Here is a 15,107-nt window from a genome sequence, read left to right as displayed (position 1 = left end):
ACGCTTATTGTAAGAAAAAAAGTTGCATGCTATAACTGAGTTAAAGTGTGGCCGGAAAAGTTGCGAAAGCGATGAGGGTTCGCCCTCTGGAAAGCGAAACGGTGGACACAGGATACCAATGACTTATGGCATTATGGACATACTACACCACAAGAAGAGCACCGAACCGCAATTATTTCCTTGGAAATAAAAAAACAAGTATCCCACAAGTTATCCACAATATCGCCATAGTTATGCACAGTTCCTGTGGATAACTTCGGGAAGCTCGTGGAAAACCAATGTTTGTCGGGCGAATTCTTGACAGTATTGTGTAAGGCTTGTTAAACTTGCAAAAAAAACTCAGGGCCAAAGGGGATAGTGAGGTATGTGGGAAGAGAAATTTGCCAAAGAAGGATTCACATTTGACGATGTGTTGTTAGTTCCGGCCAAGTCTGAAGTTTTGCCGCGCGATGTCAGTGTGGCCACCAAGCTGGCGGACAAGGTACAGTTGAACATACCTTTGATCAGTGCGGGGATGGATACCGTCACCGAGTCAGCGATGGCCATTGCCATGGCGCGACAAGGTGGCATCGGAATCATTCATAAAAACATGAAAGTTGAAGAGCAGGCGGAAGAAGTGGATCGGGTTAAACGTTCCGAAAGCGGAGTGATTACCAATCCCTTTTATTTGACGCCTGAACATAAAGTGCACGAAGCGGAAGAATTGATGGCTAAATACCGCATTTCGGGCGTGCCGATCGTCGATGAACAACGCAAATTGGTTGGAATCCTCACTAACCGTGACCTGCGGTTTGTGCGTAATTTTTCCACCCCCATTTCTGAAGTGATGACGAAAGAAAATCTCGTCACGGCACCTGTGGGGACGACACTTGCTGAAGCGGAAGTGATTTTGCAACAACATAAGATTGAAAAATTGCCGCTGGTTGACAATCAGGGCATCCTTAAAGGGCTTATTACGATTAAGGATATTGAAAAGGCAACCCTCTTCCCCAATTCAGCCAAAGACAGCCAAGGGCGCCTGTTGGTTGGGGCAGCGGTTGGCGTGTCCAAAGATACCATGCGTCGTGTTGCCGCATTGGTAGAAGCGGAAGTGGACTTGATTGTGGTAGATACGGCTCATGGTCATTCGGCAGGTGTGTTGGAAACGGTTCGCGCGTTGAGAGCGCAATACCCCGATCTCGTTATCGTCGCTGGAAACGTGGCCACCGGCGAAGGTACGCGCGACTTGATTGAAGCGGGCGCCAGTGTGGTGAAAGTGGGTATCGGCCCAGGATCGATCTGCACCACTCGCGTGGTTGCGGGAATCGGCGTGCCCCAAGTGACCGCGATCTATGATTGTGCCAACGTAGCCCGTCAGTATGGCGTGCCGATTATTGCCGATGGCGGAATCCGTTATTCTGGGGACATCGTCAAAGCGTTGGCAGCAGGCGCTGATGCGGTGATGTTGGGTAGCTTGTTTGCCGGCACGGAGGAATCTCCAGGAGAAACGGAAATCTTCCAAGGACGCCGCTTCAAAGTGTATCGCGGCATGGGTTCAATCGGTGCAATGCAAGCGGGAAGCAAGGATCGTTATTTCCAAGAAAACGAGCAAAAGCTGGTGCCTGAGGGCATTGAGGGACGTGTACCATACAAAGGGCCATTGGCTGATACAGTCTACCAATTGGTCGGGGGAATCCGGGCTGGTATGGGATATTGCGGTGCTGCTACGCTGGTTGATCTGAAGGAGAAAAGCCAGTTTATCCGCATCACTTCAGCTTCCTTGCGCGAGAGTCATCCGCATGATGTACAAATCACCAAAGAAGCGCCAAACTACCACGTATAAACGGCGTTTTTGTGAACAAGCAGAACTTTTCTGCTTGTTCATTTCTTTTTGCTCTCCTTTTCTGATATATTTAATATCAGATTATCGTCCTTTTTGAATATAAATGTTCATTTATAAATTACGTGAGTCGATCAGCCATGAAATGGAAAGGGATGCTGAACGACGGATCGAGGGCCTCTCTGATACAAACAGCAAAGCCCTCGGCTCATCATTCAGCTCTCCATTTTCAGCTTAAATATGGCGGATCGGCACGCTTGTTTTAAAATGATTTTGGGTGGGAGGACAAAAAATGAAATCTATGCGCATTGCGCGAATGATCGCGCTTTTTGTTTTGCTGTCCATATCCGCCCTTTTCTTCTTGCCGATCGCAGTGTCGGCAGAGGAATTGACCCCGGATATCAAAGCGAAGTCATATATTTTGCTGGATTTTGACTCGGGCGCCGTTCTGGGGGAGTTTAAGGCGGATGAAGAGAGGGCGCCAGCCAGCATGACCAAGATGATGTCGGCTTTTGTTGTGTTGGATAAAATCAACGAAGGCAAACTGAAGTGGGAAGATGTAGTCACCGTCAGTCAACGAGCTGCCAACATTGAAGAAGCCCAGCTGTTTCTTAAAGCAGGCGAAAAGGTGACGGTAAAAGAGTTGTTCACGGCGATGTTGGTCTACTCTGCCAATGATGCGACTGTGGCTCTTGCGGAACATGTGGGGGGAACGGAAGAAGGGTTCGTGGAGCTCATGAACCAAAAAGCGCAGGCTTTAGGCATGGTACATACTCATTATCGCTGCGCTTCTGGTTTGGACTTGCATTTGTATCCTGATCCACCTCAAGTTTCTGGTGACCATGTGATGTCAGCCCGGGATTCGGCCATTTTGGCGAGAGAATTGATCCGCACTTATCCGGAAGTGTTGCAAACCACCGCCATGACGGAGGCCACGTTCTTTGAAGGCACGGATCACGCTCAGAAAAAACCAAACTGGAACAAAATGCTGCCAGGGTTTAACCAATTTTATGAAGGCGTCGACGGAGTGAAGACGGGACATACCAACCGTGCCGGATATTGTTTCACAGGGACGGCCGAACAAAGAGGTTATCGATTGATTTCAGTTGTGATGGGCACCGGCTCCGACCATGCACGGTTTGCGGAGACCAAGAAGTTGTTGGATTATGGCTTCGGCTCCTTCCAACCAAAGGAATGGATCGCCCAGAATGGCAAGATTCGGGGAAAAGAAACGCTCGCCCTTCCTAATGGGGTGGAACGGACCGTTCCCGTGGTAGCCAGTGAAAAGCTGGTGGTCCCTGCTCGTATCGGTGAAGAGGAAAATTACACCATCCAAGTGACGTTTAACAAGGGTGTCCAAGCCCCGCTCAACAAAGGGGATGTGGTTGGCGAGGCGAGATTGCTGTACAAAAATCAGCCTGTCAAAGGGGTAGCACCGATCCAAATGGTCGCCGCTGCACCAGTGGAACAAGCTAGTGAGTTCCGCCTGTTTTTCCGCAAAGCAGGAGATACGATCAAGGGCTGGTTTAACTAGGTTGTTTTCAAATGGCCATAATTCTTTATAATAAATGAGAGAGGAAAGGCAGATCGCCTCTCGACCATTTTGATAAGGCTATAGGGGGCAACAAAGATGACAACTCGCCAGACAGGAACTGATCGGGTAAAACGCGGCATGGCCGAAATGCAAAAAGGCGGCGTAATTATGGACGTCGTCAACGCGGAGCAAGCGAAAATAGCGGAACAAGCTGGTGCTGTGGCAGTTATGGCGCTAGAGCGCGTTCCTTCAGATATCCGTGCGGCCGGCGGGGTGGCCCGCATGGCGGATCCAACGATCATCGAAGAAGTGATGAATGCGGTAACCATTCCCGTAATGGCGAAGGCGCGGATTGGGCATTTCGTGGAAGCGCGCCTGTTGGAAGCGATGGGTGTAGACTACATTGACGAAAGTGAAGTGCTTACACCTGCAGATGACTTGTACCACATCGACAAATCGCAATTCACGGTGCCTTTTGTCTGCGGGGCGCGCGACTTGGGTGAAGCTTTGCGCCGTATTGGTGAAGGGGCTTCCATGATCCGCACCAAAGGAGAACCAGGCACAGGGAATATCGTGGAAGCGGTTCGCCATATGCGTATGATGCAAAGCCAGATCCGCAAAGTGAAAAGCATGTCTCGTGATGAGTTGATGGCAGAAGCTAAGCAATTGGGTGCGCCGTTTGAATTGCTGTTGCAAATTCACGAGACCGGCCGTCTGCCTGTGGTTAACTTCGCAGCCGGTGGGGTGGCAACTCCGGCCGACGCAGCGTTGATGATGCAACTGGGCGCAGATGGTGTCTTTGTCGGTTCGGGTATCTTCAAATCGGAGAATCCGGAGAAATACGCGAAAGCCATTGTGCAGGCGACTACCCATTATGAAGACTTCGAGTTAATCGCAGAAGTGTCCAAAGGTTTGGGAGAACCGATGACCGGTCTGGAAATCTCCAAACTGAGCGCGGCTGAACGGATGCAAGAACGCGGTTGGTAGGAGGTTTCGAACGATGAAGATTGGTGTACTCGCTTTGCAAGGAGCAGTGCGGGAACATATCCGCTTGCTTGAATTGGCCGGGGCGGAAGCGGTGGCGGTCAAACGTGCTGAAGAACTGGCCGACTTGGACGGATTGGTGATCCCGGGCGGCGAGTCGACCACGATCGGCAAGCTGATGCGGCAATATGGATTGCGGGAGCCGATCATGCGACTGCATGAGCAGGGGAAACCCATTTTCGGCACATGTGCAGGACTGATCATGATCGCCAAACGGGTGGAGAACCTAGACGAACCCCATCTCGATTTGATGGACATCGATGTGAAGCGCAATGCCTTCGGACGCCAGCGTGAAAGCTTTGAAGCGGACTTGGCGATCAAGGGCGTGGCTGATGTGTTTCCAGCAGTCTTTATCCGTGCCCCCTATATAGAAAAAGTGGGCGAGGGTGTGGAAGTGCTGTCGGTCATCGAAGACAAAATCGTGGCGGCGAGACAGGATCGGTTGCTCTGCGCGGCATTCCATCCAGAGTTGACGGATGATGTCCGTTTTCACGCCTATTTTGTTGAGATGGTGCGCGAATCGATGGTTACAAATGTGGCAAAATAGGATATAATAGAACAACACATTTTTATAAGATGCGAACCGCAATGAAGAGGAATAGTAGCTGGAGGATGCCGGCTTAGAGAGGCGACGGTTGGTGGGAGTCGTCCCGGGTCGCCAGCGAATCCACCCTCAGAGCGAGGTGCGACCGCGGGATCGTCCCGCCTAAGTGCTGACGGAGCGAGCCGATATCTCGTTAGAGCGGACTTGTAAGCGTGTGCGCTTATGGGTCAATAAGGGTGGCAACGCGGGCCTTCCGTCCCTTTTGTGGATGGAGGCCCTTTTTTTGATTTATGATAGGAGGTGCCTTGATGTTAGACATCAAATTGTTGCGCGGCCAATTGGAAGAGGTCAAACAACGGTTGCAAACGCGGGGGGGCGACTTGTCCGGATTAGACGCGTTTATCGATCTCGACCAACGCCGCCGTGAACTGATTCAGCAAACTGAACAGTTGAAAAACCAGCGCAATGTCGTTTCCAAATTAATCGCGGAGAAAAAGAAGAACAAAGAAGATGCCCAAGAGCATATTTTGGAGATGCGCCGCGTGGGGGACGAGATTAAGCGGTTGGACGAAGAACTGCGCCAGTTGGATGAGCGATTGGAAGGCTTGCTCTTGACTCTGCCCAACATGCCACATGAGAGCGTGCCAGTGGGTACTTCGGAAGAAGAAAATGTGGTGGTTCGCACTTGGGGTGAGGTGCCGCAAACGGATTATGAAGTGAAGCCTCATTGGGAAATCGCGGAGGAGCTGGACATCCTCGATTTTGAACGGGCGGCCAAAGTCGCTGGTTCACGGTTTGTTTTCTACAAAGGGTTGGGGGCACGGCTAGAACGGGCTTTGATCAACTTTATGCTCGACTTGCACACCACCGAACATGGGTACACAGAGATGATTCCCCCTTATATCGTCAACCGGCAGGCAATGACGGGAACGGGGCAACTGCCCAAGTTTGAGGAGGATGCTTTCAAATTGGCCGACAATCAGGATTATTTCCTGATTCCGACGTCGGAAGTGCCGGTGACCAACTATCATGCAGGCGAGATCATGAACGGCGATGACCTGCCCAAGTATTACACCGCGTATACGAGCTGTTTCCGTTCCGAGGCGGGTTCGGCTGGCCGAGATACCCGTGGTTTGATTCGTTTGCACCAATTTAACAAGGTAGAGATGATCAAGATCGTCCAACCGGAGACATCGTATGATGAATTGGAGAAGATGGTAGCCAATGCCGAAACGGTATTGCAACGGCTGGAGCTTCCGTATCGTGTCATCACCTTGTGCACTGGCGATATGGGCTTTAGCGCAACCAAGACGTATGATTTGGAAGTGTGGATGCCGAGCAACGGCCAATACCGTGAAATCTCCTCCTGCAGCAACTGCGGCGACTTCCAGGCACGGCGCGCCAATATTCGCTTCCGCCGCGATGCCAAAGCGAAGCCGGAGTTTGCGCACACCCTCAACGGCTCTGGCTTGGCGGTGGGACGCACCGTGGCCGCGATTCTTGAAAATCACCAACAGGCCGACGGCACCATCCGCATTCCCAAAGTGTTGCAACCGTATATGGGCGGATTGGAAATTTTGGGGAAATAAGTGTTTAGGGGGCGGATACCCTGATGGTTCCGCTCCCGATCCACTTTGTTTTTTCATTTGACAATCGCAAAAAAATCTGTATAATTAATATCTGTAACTCACTTTCACCATCATGGAGAGGTGGTCGAGTGGTTTAAGGCAGCGGTCTTGAAAACCGCCGATGTCGTGAGGCATCCGTGGGTTCGAATCCCACCCTCTCCGCCAAATGTATCAAGGGTTTTGGGGATTTTTGATTCTCATTTTGAGGTGCGAAATCCCCTTTAAAAACCTCTTTGTTCTACCATTTATCTACCCTTTATTGGCCTAAAGGGTTTCAGTTACCAAACAGAAAGTCGTCAAATTTTTTGGCGGCTTCTTTTTGCATATTGGGCATGACGTGAGAAGAATAAATGTCCATTGTAATGGCAATGGTTGAATGGCCTAGCCGTTCAGATACGACTTTTGGATGTTCACCTTGCTGTAATAGTAATGTAGCGTGAGTATGGCGAAGATCATGGAAACGGACGTGAGGGATTTCTAGTCTTTTTATATAACGGCAAAATTCCCGTGAAACATTGTCAGGATCAAAAGGTGAGCCATCTTTGTTGCAAAAAACTAAGTCATGATCTTGATAGGTAGGCCCGAATCGAAGTTTGTTTTTTGCCTGAACTGTTTTCAATCTCTTTAATGTTTCGACTACAGATTCCGATATTGCAATGGATCTTCTACTACCATCTGTTTTGGTTGTGTCTCTAAACTGTAATCCTATTCCCTTCAGTTTTTGCAGGGTTTGATTGATGCTGATAGTATGGTTGCTGAAATCGATATCTTCCCACCGAAGTCCTAATATTTCCCCTCTACGCATCCCTGTATTAACGGCTAGATAGATTGGATAATAATATTTGTATCCTTTTGTTCCTTGAAGCAGGGAAATGACCTGTTCTTTTGTTAACACCGTGATTTTTTTCTTTTGTGGTTTGGGTGGCGTGATTGCATTGACGGGATTGATAGGAAGCAACTGCCATTTGACTGCATGGTTAAGTGCTTCATTTAGAACACGGTGATGATGAAGTACAGAACGATTAGATAGCCCACCTTTTCCGTCCATTCGGCCTTCTGTTAGTCGATTCGTGTAGTAGCCTTGTATATGTAACGGCTTTAGCTGATCCATTTTTATCTGGCCGATTTGTGGAATGATATGCTGAGTAATAATATATTCATATCCTTGATAAGTTCGTGGAGCGGTGTTTACTTTGGCATAATCATTTAACCAGCGCCCTAAAAAATCCCCTAATGTAACCTTTGAAGGTTCTACAAAGGTGCCGATTTCCATTTTATGTAGTATTTCATTAAGATGTTTTTGGGCTTCTTTTTTGGTTTTGAATCCTTTGAGCCATTTTCGTTTTCTCTCCCCTTTTTCGTCCTTCGCTTCAATAACAGGATAATATCTGACGGTTCCTTTTTTAGTGGTTTTTTTGGCAATATGACCTTTCATTTATAAATCCCCTCCCGGAAGTATTTCTAAGTTGTCATGCGGCTTAATGAAACCTGACATGACACCGATGATCCTGATGTTTTCTGATGGTAGAACCATTGATGGGTAAATATCCCCCGGTGTGCCGACAATTGAAGTATCTGGCGAAATTGCTTTTGCTAATCGGATGATATATCTATCCTCCATACGAACAAGAATGATCTTGTTGTGAACAGAGTCTGTGCAGAAATCGCTAAATAGTAAATAGTCACCCGGTTTAAGGCCCATTTGGGATAATCCCATATCAGCTAATTCAAACGCTATAATGGCACTATGGCTTTTATCTACACAGAGCATTGGATATTTGTGTAAATCGCAATCAAATGCATCTACATCAAAAAAATCTTTGGTAAATCCCTTACCTACAATTGCAACCTCTCTTTTCCCCATTGACTAAACCTCCGGCCTATAAGTGAATAAGTCTTCTTAATTTCATGTAATCCCTATTTATATACAACTCCTTTATCCTTCTATCGATTAATTTTATACGTTCATTTGCGAAAGATATAGACACGTTAAATGTACTAGCTAATAAATGGGCTAGTTGTATGCGATCCATACTATCCATATTGAAATCGAGTTCGGAAATCATCCAAAGAGGCATTAATAAATGAGCAGCCCCGGCGCGAGCTTGATTTTCTTGCAGATTGATAAATGCAACAGGCATACTTAATTGATTACCCACATGGATCAAGCAATGGAAAATTTCATGGGCTAGACAAGTCACCCAAGCGGCCAAACGATTGGCGATGGAGTTGGATTGCGTGTTTATTTTGTTGGCCCAAATGAACCGGGAAGGGAAAAAGGCTATTGAGCCATCGCTTGAGCATTTGCGCGAGAGTGGGGATATTGAACAAGACGCGGATGTGGTCGAGTTCCTTTGGGAAAATCCTGATGACACTGATCCCGGAAGATATGCCCCCGGATCAAAGGTGATTCAATCCATTATCGCCAAAGGGCGGGACGTTGGTGTCAACCGCTTTAGATACGGCTTTTATGGCCCATACCAACAATTTGTTGATTTGCCACCAAGGGACTGATGGGGAATGACAGAACAGGAATATTTTCAGCTTTTGGAGCGGATCGTCAAAGGGGCAGAGTATTTGGCAAACCCTTTGATCAAGCCGGTAGAATACCAAAAGTACATAAAGCTATATGACGAGTTGTGTGAGATAGTATTTAGATATAGGAGTGAAATAGATTGGGAGTAGTAGAGAAGCAAGCGCCAAAATCTTGGAGAAAACCAGAATATCGTAAGCAAGTAGAAAGGATACTAAGAGATTATCCTATTTTAAAGTTAGCAATTGAAGAGGAACAACTCCCTTCATATATACCTGTGTATCAAGAGAAAACTAGCCCATTGTATAGTGAATATAATTCAATGACCGAAAAATATGCTATTCGTTTAGCTGATAAGAAATTACAAATTATGAGGATTGAGAGGGCTTTGCAGGCATTAAATTCAGAAGAAAGAATGATAATTGAAATGAGGTATTTTGATTTATCTAGGCCAACAGATAATATGGTATGTATAAAATTGGAGTGGAATAAACGCACTTATTATCGATTGAAAAATGAGGCACTTAGAAAGCTGGCACTTACTTTAAATATTATTTGATAATATAGAAAGGCACTCTGGGTAGTTTGATGAACCTAGAGTGCCTATTTATAATAAAATTAAGAATAATCATTTGTGATAGGTGGGGGAACATATGCCTGTAAATCCAACCGCTCGCCGTAGAAGAAGACAACGGAAACAGCAAATAGTTAACGGGTTCAATCCAGTTAAATTATCAACTGAGTGGGGAACTGCTTGGTGGCATCAACTTATAGCAGTAGAATTATTTATTGGTTGTCTAATCGTGATTTGGTACATATGGACATATGTTTATTATTTTGCATTATATACAGCTTATAAAATACCAGATTTTTATATTGATATCACATTGTTGAAGCTGTTAAAGCCTAGTTCAAGATTAGTCTATGCATTTACATTTTATTATATAGGCTTATATTATTTATACAAAAAACCGCGTAAAATAAAATATTTTATAATTTCCCTTTACTTCTTAATATTTTCTGTTCTATCTATTATTCCATTAAAACTTCCAACTGAAGTGTTGATACAGTTTTTATTATTTCCTTTGTTATCATTTGTTGTTATACCCTATGATTTTTGGAAAAAGACTAGAGATCAGAAAGGACTATCTATAGTTGAAAGAATAAAAAGCTATCGTATAAAAGAAGATAAAATGATAGCAGTTAATGAAAAGAAGAACCTTCTGTCCAATATATTTACTATCATTATTATTTCTGCTTTGCCAATTCTCCCTTTTTTTCATGGTTATTTTAAAGCGTATAGCCAAACAGAATTCTATGTTATTGAACAAAAACAAAGCAAAAACAACCAGTTAATTCGTAAGGTGATTATTGATACATATGGAGATTTCTATATTGTTGCGCCGCTTAATAAAGATAACAAAAGTTACAAACCTATATTTTCTCTTATTCCTATGTACGATAAAGAAAAGAAAACTGTAGACTTTTTGGAGTTAAAATATGAAGAAATAGGACCATTAAAACCACAAGAATAGATAGTAATATATAGGGCAGCTTTTTGACATGATTTTGGCGACAATTTCCTTGTTAAAGGATGTAATATGATAGTAGTGAATAGAATCGTATACATTACTAACAAGGCGCTCTGAAAAGGGCGCTTTGTTTATGGTGAGGTGGTGTGGATGTAGTGGGCCGTAGAGGAAAGAAACTGGATGAAAAAACGCGGGAAGCAATTATTGCTCATTATGCAAGTTGTGGAAACCTCAGTGAAACCGCTCGAATGTTTAATGTTTCCGTGAGTACGGTTCATAAAGTTGTTAAGAATTCTCCGGCGGATCAATTCGAAGAACTAAGAAACCAAAAAAAGAAAGAGCATATAGAAAAAGCTTGGTCAGTGATTAATGCTTACATCGAACACGTGTATAATCCTGAGTTGATTCAGAAGACTAACGCGAGAGATAGCGCCATTGTCATTGGCACCCTTTGGGATAAGATCAACCGGGAGAAAGAGCTTGAATTTAAGGGCCAAGAAATCGAACTCAAGCGGCAAGAACTGGAGCAAAAGAACAAAGCACCAGAAGCGCCCAATGTGCAAATTTACTTGGATGCTTTACGTGGTGAAGTGAAAGACGTGTTCAACGATGAATAAGGGATTCCAGTTTAAACCGTTCTCCAAAAAGCAGAAGCAACTGCTTATGTGGTGGATGCCGGAAAGCCCATTTGCTCATTATGATGGCGTGATTGCGGAGGGTAGCATTAGGGCCGGGAAAACGATAGCCATGATTGATAGTTTCTTGATGTGGTCACTTGCCTGTTTTGAGGGTCAAGCGTTTATCATTGCGGGCCGCTCGGTGGGCGCTTTAAACCGAAACGTCCTTAAGCCCATGTTTGATATTTTGACTGCCAAAGGGATCAAGTATAAATATGTCCGTTCGGCAGAAGATCGGCATATCCAAATTGGGAGCAACATTTATTACCTGTTTGGGGGATCAAACGAGAAATCCCAAGATGCTGTCCAAGGATTGACGGCGGCGGGCGTTTACTTGGATGAAGTGGCTCTCATGCCGCGCTCGTTTGTTGATCAGTGTATTGGCCGTTGTTCGGTGCCGGGGGCCAAGTTGTTCTTTAACTGCAACCCCAAGGGGCCAAGGCATTGGTTCAAAGTTGACTTTATTGATCAGGCCCAAGAAAGAAAGTTGGTTCGCCTTCACTTCTTGCTGGACGATAACTTGAGCCTTAGCGAATCCGTAAAGGAACGGTTAAAGCGGCAATTTAGCGGTGTGTTCTATAAACGGAACATTTTGGGTCAGTGGGTCACTGCGGAAGGCGTCATTTATTCGATGTTCGACGAGGGCCGCCATGTGTTGAAGGAGTTGCCACAGAACATTGTGAAGACGTGGATTGGGGTGGATTATGGGAATAGTAACGCGACCACATTCATGTTATGTGGGCTGGATAGCATGGGCCGCTTCCATGTCATTGATGAGTTTTACCATAGTGGGCGGGACGGGCTGAAGAAATCACCGAGCCAGTATGTTAAGGAGTTTATCAAGTTCTATTCCCGTCATTCATGGCCTATTGAATTTATCCTGATCGATCCAAGCGCTCAGGCGTTTCTGATGGAGCTTTATAACAAGTTGCCACCATCGGAACGCCGGAAGATTGGCCCCGCAAAAAATGACGTCGTTCCGGGTATCGAAACGGTTGCCTCCCTCATGGAGACAGACCGTTTTTTTGTGCAGTCGAGGTGTAGACACTTCCTTGAAGAAGTTCACGCTTATGTATGGGACGAACGAAGCCAAGAGCGCGGCGAGGATCGGCCCGTGAAGCAACATGATCACACATTGGACGCCGTCCGCTACTGTGCCTATACGATGAAGCATTTGTTTATGCGGAGAGGATAAGCATGATTATTAATGATATTTACAACGCCTATACAGATTGGGGAAGCCCGCTAGATTGGCAACGCATCTATGACAAGATGATGGAACACGCGGCATGGTATAGCGGCGATCCTTTGTTCCTTCGAGAGTTTTATGCGGGCCATCCCGGTTGGTATTGGGCCAGAGCAAATAAGGATCATAAAAAGGCCATCCATGTTCCTGTACCTGCGGCTTTGGCTCAATTGTCGGGTGATTTGATCATGGGAGAGCCGCCGACATGGTGCATCAAAGAGGCCAAGCAAGAGGAAAGCAACCCACTATTGCAGGTGGAGCAAGAAAAACTTCTTGATATGATTGAGCAATGTGATGTGAACGCTCGGTTGTTAGAAGCGTTTGAGATGGCCGCCGCGCTTGGTGGTGTTTTCTTAAAACCCATATGGGATAAGGAATTAAGCGAATATCCAATCCTTACAGTCACGCCGCCAGAAAATGCGGTTCCGGTGTTTCGGAATGGCCTTTTGATGAGCGTGATTTTTTATAAACGGGTGAGAGAAATCACACCAGGTCAATATCTTTGGTTGATTGAAAAATACGATCACCAAGGGAATATCTTGTCATCGGCCCATATTGGAACATCTACGCAGTTGGGCCAAGAGGTGCCGCTTACTCAATACGAAGAAACGGCCTATATTCAACCACAAGTCCATACGGGTTGGAAAGGTGTTGCCTGTCGCTATCTTCCCAATCGGTTGCCTAATCGCCAATTTCGCGGGTTAGGACTAGGAATGAGCGATTTCGCAGGGCTGGAAACGCTCTTTGATGCATTGGATGAAGTGTATGGTTCTTGGTTAAGGGATATTCGACTAGCAAAATCGCGAATCCATGTTCCCGAAACCATGATGGATTTTGACGAAATGGGGAACAGCGCTTTTGATGTAGACGGGGAGGTTTACGTTAAGCTTCAGGGTGTCACGGCGTTTGATGTGAACAGCCTCACCGCGACGCAATTCAATATTAGGTGTCAGGAGCATGAGCAAACGGCCATAAACCTAATCCGGCAAATTATCACGATTGCGGGATATAGCCCGTCCAGTTTTGGACTAATGGGGGATCAGGCGGCGGTGACGGCAACAGAGATCAGCGCGAGGGAAAGAAAGTCTCTCATGCTGGCTGCTAAAAAGAAACGTCTAGCAAAAAAGGCGATTGTGGACATGATCCATATCATGCGAACCATTGCCAATACCCATTTGGGCGCCGCTTATGACTTAACTACTACGGTAGACCTTGAGTTTTCGGATAGCATCGAAACGGACATGAGCCAGCTTTCTGCCGTGGTGAACCAGTTGCAACAGGCCAAGGCGCTTTCCATTGAAACGGCGGTTCGGTGGTTGAATCCCACATGGTCCGAATCACAAATCAAAGAGGAAGTGGAACGGATCAAACAGGAAAACGGCATGGCCCTCACTGATCCCGAAGTGTTGGGGCTGGCTTCGTTCAGCGAGACCATGCCGGAAATGCAGATGGTGAGCGAATAATGCCTATTAGTGGTTATGACGAGCAGCGGCTTTATGAAGCCGTCAGTAACCTTTATATTGATATGCAATTACGGCTTTTAACGTTGCTGAAAAAGGCGATCCAACAGGGGATGAGATACCCGGAGCGGCAGATCGAGATTGCGGCCCAATTAGACCGTGAGTTGCGCCGGATCATGGGGGAATTAGGGGTTTTTACTCCCCATGCCGTTTATGAAGTGGTGCAAAAGGCTTATGAAATGGGCATTGAGGCGGCAGAGGCAGACGTTGAGCGAGTGAGATCGCCAAACAGTTTAAAAAACGCGCTCAATCGGGCCGAACAAATCCCCTATTCAATCTCTTTTACGCAAATCCATACGCTCGCTGTGGAGCAATTGGCCGGAGAACTTATTTCCACATTAACAGCAACACACGATATTATGTTAAATGCGTTAGGGGCCAAATACCGGGAGATCGTGACCCGTTCCGCAATGGGGGTTATAACCGGAGTGGATAATAGACGGCAAGGGGCGCAACGGTTGTTAAATGACCTTGCTGATCAGGGGATCACTTCGTTTATAGATCGGTCGGGCCGTTCTTGGGATATGGCTTCCTATACGGAGATGGCAACGCGGTCAGCCGTGGCGCGAGCGCAGATCAAAGGCCATATTGACCGTTTAAACCACAATGAACATGGCCTAGTGAAAGTGTCGGCCCATCCTGATCCATCGCCGTTATGCAAGCCGTGGCAAGGAAAAGTGTTTAGCATTTCTGGCAACCATCCAAAATACAGGCCATTACAAGTGGCAATAAACAATGGCTTGTTACATCCCAATTGCCGCCATTCGGTTTCCGCTTATTTTGAGGGCGAACCGATTGAGCAAGTGGATGTAAGAGAAGGTGCATATAAAGAGCGGCAGAAACAACGCTATATTGAACGTCAAATCCGCAAATGGAAGCAACGGGAAGCGGTGGCTTTAACAGTAGAAGAATGCAAAAGGGCACGGGCCAAGGTAAGAGAATGGCAGGCAATAATGAGGACATTCATTAAAGAAACCGACAGACGCCGTGATTATGGTCGTGAACAGATTGGGCAGGCCCGATAAAAAAG

15 protein-coding genes, 1 tRNA gene and 1 other annotated feature are annotated in these 15,107 nt (G+C 46.3%); of the genes, 13 read left to right on the top strand and 3 right to left on the bottom strand.

Annotation, left to right across the window (positions count from 1 at the left end; genetic code table 11):
- The first annotated feature begins 364 nt into the window (after nucleotides 1-364).
- From guaB to QQZ12_RS11080, 6 genes are all read left to right on the top strand, one after another.
- Nucleotides 365-1,822 carry an IMP dehydrogenase gene (gene guaB / locus QQZ12_RS11105; RefSeq protein ID WP_102991130.1) on the top strand — a complete coding sequence of 486 codons (1,458 nt, stop codon included), beginning with the start codon at nucleotides 365-367 and terminating at the stop codon, nucleotides 1,820-1,822.
- Between the two features lie 289 nt (nucleotides 1,823-2,111).
- On the top strand, nucleotides 2,112-3,353 hold the full coding sequence (locus QQZ12_RS11100) for a D-alanyl-D-alanine carboxypeptidase family protein (RefSeq protein ID WP_102991131.1): 1,242 nt from the start codon (nucleotides 2,112-2,114) through the stop codon (nucleotides 3,351-3,353).
- Nucleotides 3,354-3,449: 96 nt separating this feature from the next.
- Nucleotides 3,450-4,340, top strand: coding sequence for a pyridoxal 5'-phosphate synthase lyase subunit PdxS (gene pdxS, locus QQZ12_RS11095; protein ID WP_022737269.1), 891 nt, complete (start codon nucleotides 3,450-3,452; stop codon nucleotides 4,338-4,340).
- A 13-nt stretch (nucleotides 4,341-4,353) separates the two neighbouring features.
- On the top strand, nucleotides 4,354-4,944 hold the full coding sequence (gene pdxT, locus QQZ12_RS11090) for a pyridoxal 5'-phosphate synthase glutaminase subunit PdxT (RefSeq protein ID WP_102991132.1): 591 nt from the start codon (nucleotides 4,354-4,356) through the stop codon (nucleotides 4,942-4,944).
- 32 nt (nucleotides 4,945-4,976) lie between these two features.
- Nucleotides 4,977-5,205 (top strand) — a binding site (T-box leader).
- A gap of 44 nt (nucleotides 5,206-5,249) precedes the next feature.
- Nucleotides 5,250-6,530 (top strand): serine--tRNA ligase, encoded by a 1,281-nt coding sequence (serS, locus tag QQZ12_RS11085; protein ID WP_284724446.1) that lies wholly within the window; start codon nucleotides 5,250-5,252, stop codon nucleotides 6,528-6,530.
- Between the two features lie 114 nt (nucleotides 6,531-6,644).
- A tRNA-Ser gene (locus QQZ12_RS11080) sits at nucleotides 6,645-6,734 on the top strand.
- Nucleotides 6,735-6,843: 109 nt separating this feature from the next.
- On the opposite strand, the gene QQZ12_RS11075 is transcribed toward QQZ12_RS11080, so the two are convergent.
- The 3 genes from QQZ12_RS11075 to QQZ12_RS17110 are packed head-to-tail and all read right to left on the bottom strand — an operon-like array spanning nucleotide 6,844 to nucleotide 8,770.
- Nucleotides 6,844-8,004: a site-specific integrase gene (locus tag QQZ12_RS11075; protein WP_284724445.1), complete on the bottom strand. Its 1,161-nt coding sequence runs from the start codon at nucleotides 8,002-8,004 to the stop codon at nucleotides 6,844-6,846.
- Nucleotides 8,005-8,433, bottom strand: coding sequence for a hypothetical protein (locus QQZ12_RS11070; protein ID WP_102991135.1), 429 nt, complete (start codon nucleotides 8,431-8,433; stop codon nucleotides 8,005-8,007).
- A gap of 16 nt (nucleotides 8,434-8,449) precedes the next feature.
- A complete protein-coding gene (locus tag QQZ12_RS17110) occupies nucleotides 8,450-8,770 on the bottom strand; it encodes an ImmA/IrrE family metallo-endopeptidase (protein WP_416332432.1) in 321 nt (106 codons plus the stop codon).
- On the opposite strand from QQZ12_RS17110, the gene QQZ12_RS11065 reads away from it, so the two are divergent.
- The 7 genes from QQZ12_RS11065 (at nucleotide 8,733) to QQZ12_RS11035 (ending at nucleotide 15,102) form a co-directional block, all read left to right on the top strand.
- Nucleotides 8,733-9,083 (top strand): DnaB-like helicase C-terminal domain-containing protein, encoded by a 351-nt coding sequence (locus QQZ12_RS11065; RefSeq protein WP_348651545.1) that lies wholly within the window; start codon nucleotides 8,733-8,735, stop codon nucleotides 9,081-9,083. The two genes, QQZ12_RS17110 and QQZ12_RS11065, sit on opposite strands and share 38 nt — an antisense overlap.
- 161 nt (nucleotides 9,084-9,244) lie before the next feature.
- Nucleotides 9,245-9,661, top strand: coding sequence for an ArpU family phage packaging/lysis transcriptional regulator (locus tag QQZ12_RS11060; RefSeq protein WP_102991136.1), 417 nt, complete (start codon nucleotides 9,245-9,247; stop codon nucleotides 9,659-9,661).
- Between the two features lie 94 nt (nucleotides 9,662-9,755).
- Nucleotides 9,756-10,637: a hypothetical protein gene (locus QQZ12_RS11055; RefSeq protein WP_284724444.1), complete on the top strand. Its 882-nt coding sequence runs from the start codon at nucleotides 9,756-9,758 to the stop codon at nucleotides 10,635-10,637.
- A 143-nt stretch (nucleotides 10,638-10,780) separates the two neighbouring features.
- The gene (locus tag QQZ12_RS11050) at nucleotides 10,781-11,251 is read left to right on the top strand and encodes an RNA polymerase sigma factor sigma-70 region 4 domain-containing protein (protein ID WP_284724443.1); all 471 of its coding nucleotides are present in this window, start codon (nucleotides 10,781-10,783) and stop codon (nucleotides 11,249-11,251) included.
- Nucleotides 11,244-12,506, top strand: a complete 1,263-nt coding sequence (locus QQZ12_RS11045; RefSeq protein WP_284724442.1) for a PBSX family phage terminase large subunit — start codon at nucleotides 11,244-11,246, stop codon at nucleotides 12,504-12,506. Before QQZ12_RS11050 ends, QQZ12_RS11045 begins: the two co-directional genes overlap by 8 nt.
- A 2-nt stretch (nucleotides 12,507-12,508) precedes the next feature.
- Nucleotides 12,509-14,020 (top strand): phage portal protein, encoded by a 1,512-nt coding sequence (locus QQZ12_RS11040; protein ID WP_102991139.1) that lies wholly within the window; start codon nucleotides 12,509-12,511, stop codon nucleotides 14,018-14,020.
- Nucleotides 14,020-15,102, top strand: a complete 1,083-nt coding sequence (locus QQZ12_RS11035) for a phage minor capsid protein (protein WP_102991140.1) — start codon at nucleotides 14,020-14,022, stop codon at nucleotides 15,100-15,102. The genes QQZ12_RS11040 and QQZ12_RS11035 overlap by 1 nt, the downstream gene beginning before the upstream one ends.
- The last annotated feature ends 5 nt before the right edge of the window (nucleotides 15,103-15,107 follow it).

It is taken from the genome of Laceyella tengchongensis, assembly GCF_900182735.1.
Taxonomy (GTDB): Bacteria; Bacillota; Bacilli; order Thermoactinomycetales; family Thermoactinomycetaceae; genus Laceyella; species Laceyella tengchongensis.
Note: the sequence above shows the minus strand (reverse complement) of the source record. Positions and strands in the feature narration are given on the sequence as shown.

Bases quoted from the DNA above. Each gene is read 5' to 3' on its own strand.
- QQZ12_RS11070 (WP_102991135.1), bottom strand. From the start codon at position 8,433: ATGGGGAAAAGAGAGGTTGCAATTGTAGGTAAGGGATTTACCAAAGAT.
- QQZ12_RS11045 (WP_284724442.1), top strand. From the start codon at position 11,244: ATGAATAAGGGATTCCAGTTTAAACCGTTCTCCAAAAAGCAGAAGCAA.
- QQZ12_RS11035 (WP_102991140.1), top strand. From the start codon at position 14,020: ATGCCTATTAGTGGTTATGACGAGCAGCGGCTTTATGAAGCCGTCAGT.
- QQZ12_RS11055 (WP_284724444.1), top strand. From the start codon at position 9,756: ATGCCTGTAAATCCAACCGCTCGCCGTAGAAGAAGACAACGGAAACAG.
- guaB (WP_102991130.1), top strand. From the start codon at position 365: ATGTGGGAAGAGAAATTTGCCAAAGAAGGATTCACATTTGACGATGTG.
- serS (WP_284724446.1), top strand. From the start codon at position 5,250: ATGTTAGACATCAAATTGTTGCGCGGCCAATTGGAAGAGGTCAAACAA.
- QQZ12_RS11100 (WP_102991131.1), top strand. From the start codon at position 2,112: ATGAAATCTATGCGCATTGCGCGAATGATCGCGCTTTTTGTTTTGCTG.
- QQZ12_RS11075 (WP_284724445.1), bottom strand. From the start codon at position 8,004: ATGAAAGGTCATATTGCCAAAAAAACCACTAAAAAAGGAACCGTCAGA.
- pdxS (WP_022737269.1), top strand. From the start codon at position 3,450: ATGACAACTCGCCAGACAGGAACTGATCGGGTAAAACGCGGCATGGCC.
- QQZ12_RS11040 (WP_102991139.1), top strand. From the start codon at position 12,509: ATGATTATTAATGATATTTACAACGCCTATACAGATTGGGGAAGCCCG.
- pdxT (WP_102991132.1), top strand. From the start codon at position 4,354: ATGAAGATTGGTGTACTCGCTTTGCAAGGAGCAGTGCGGGAACATATC.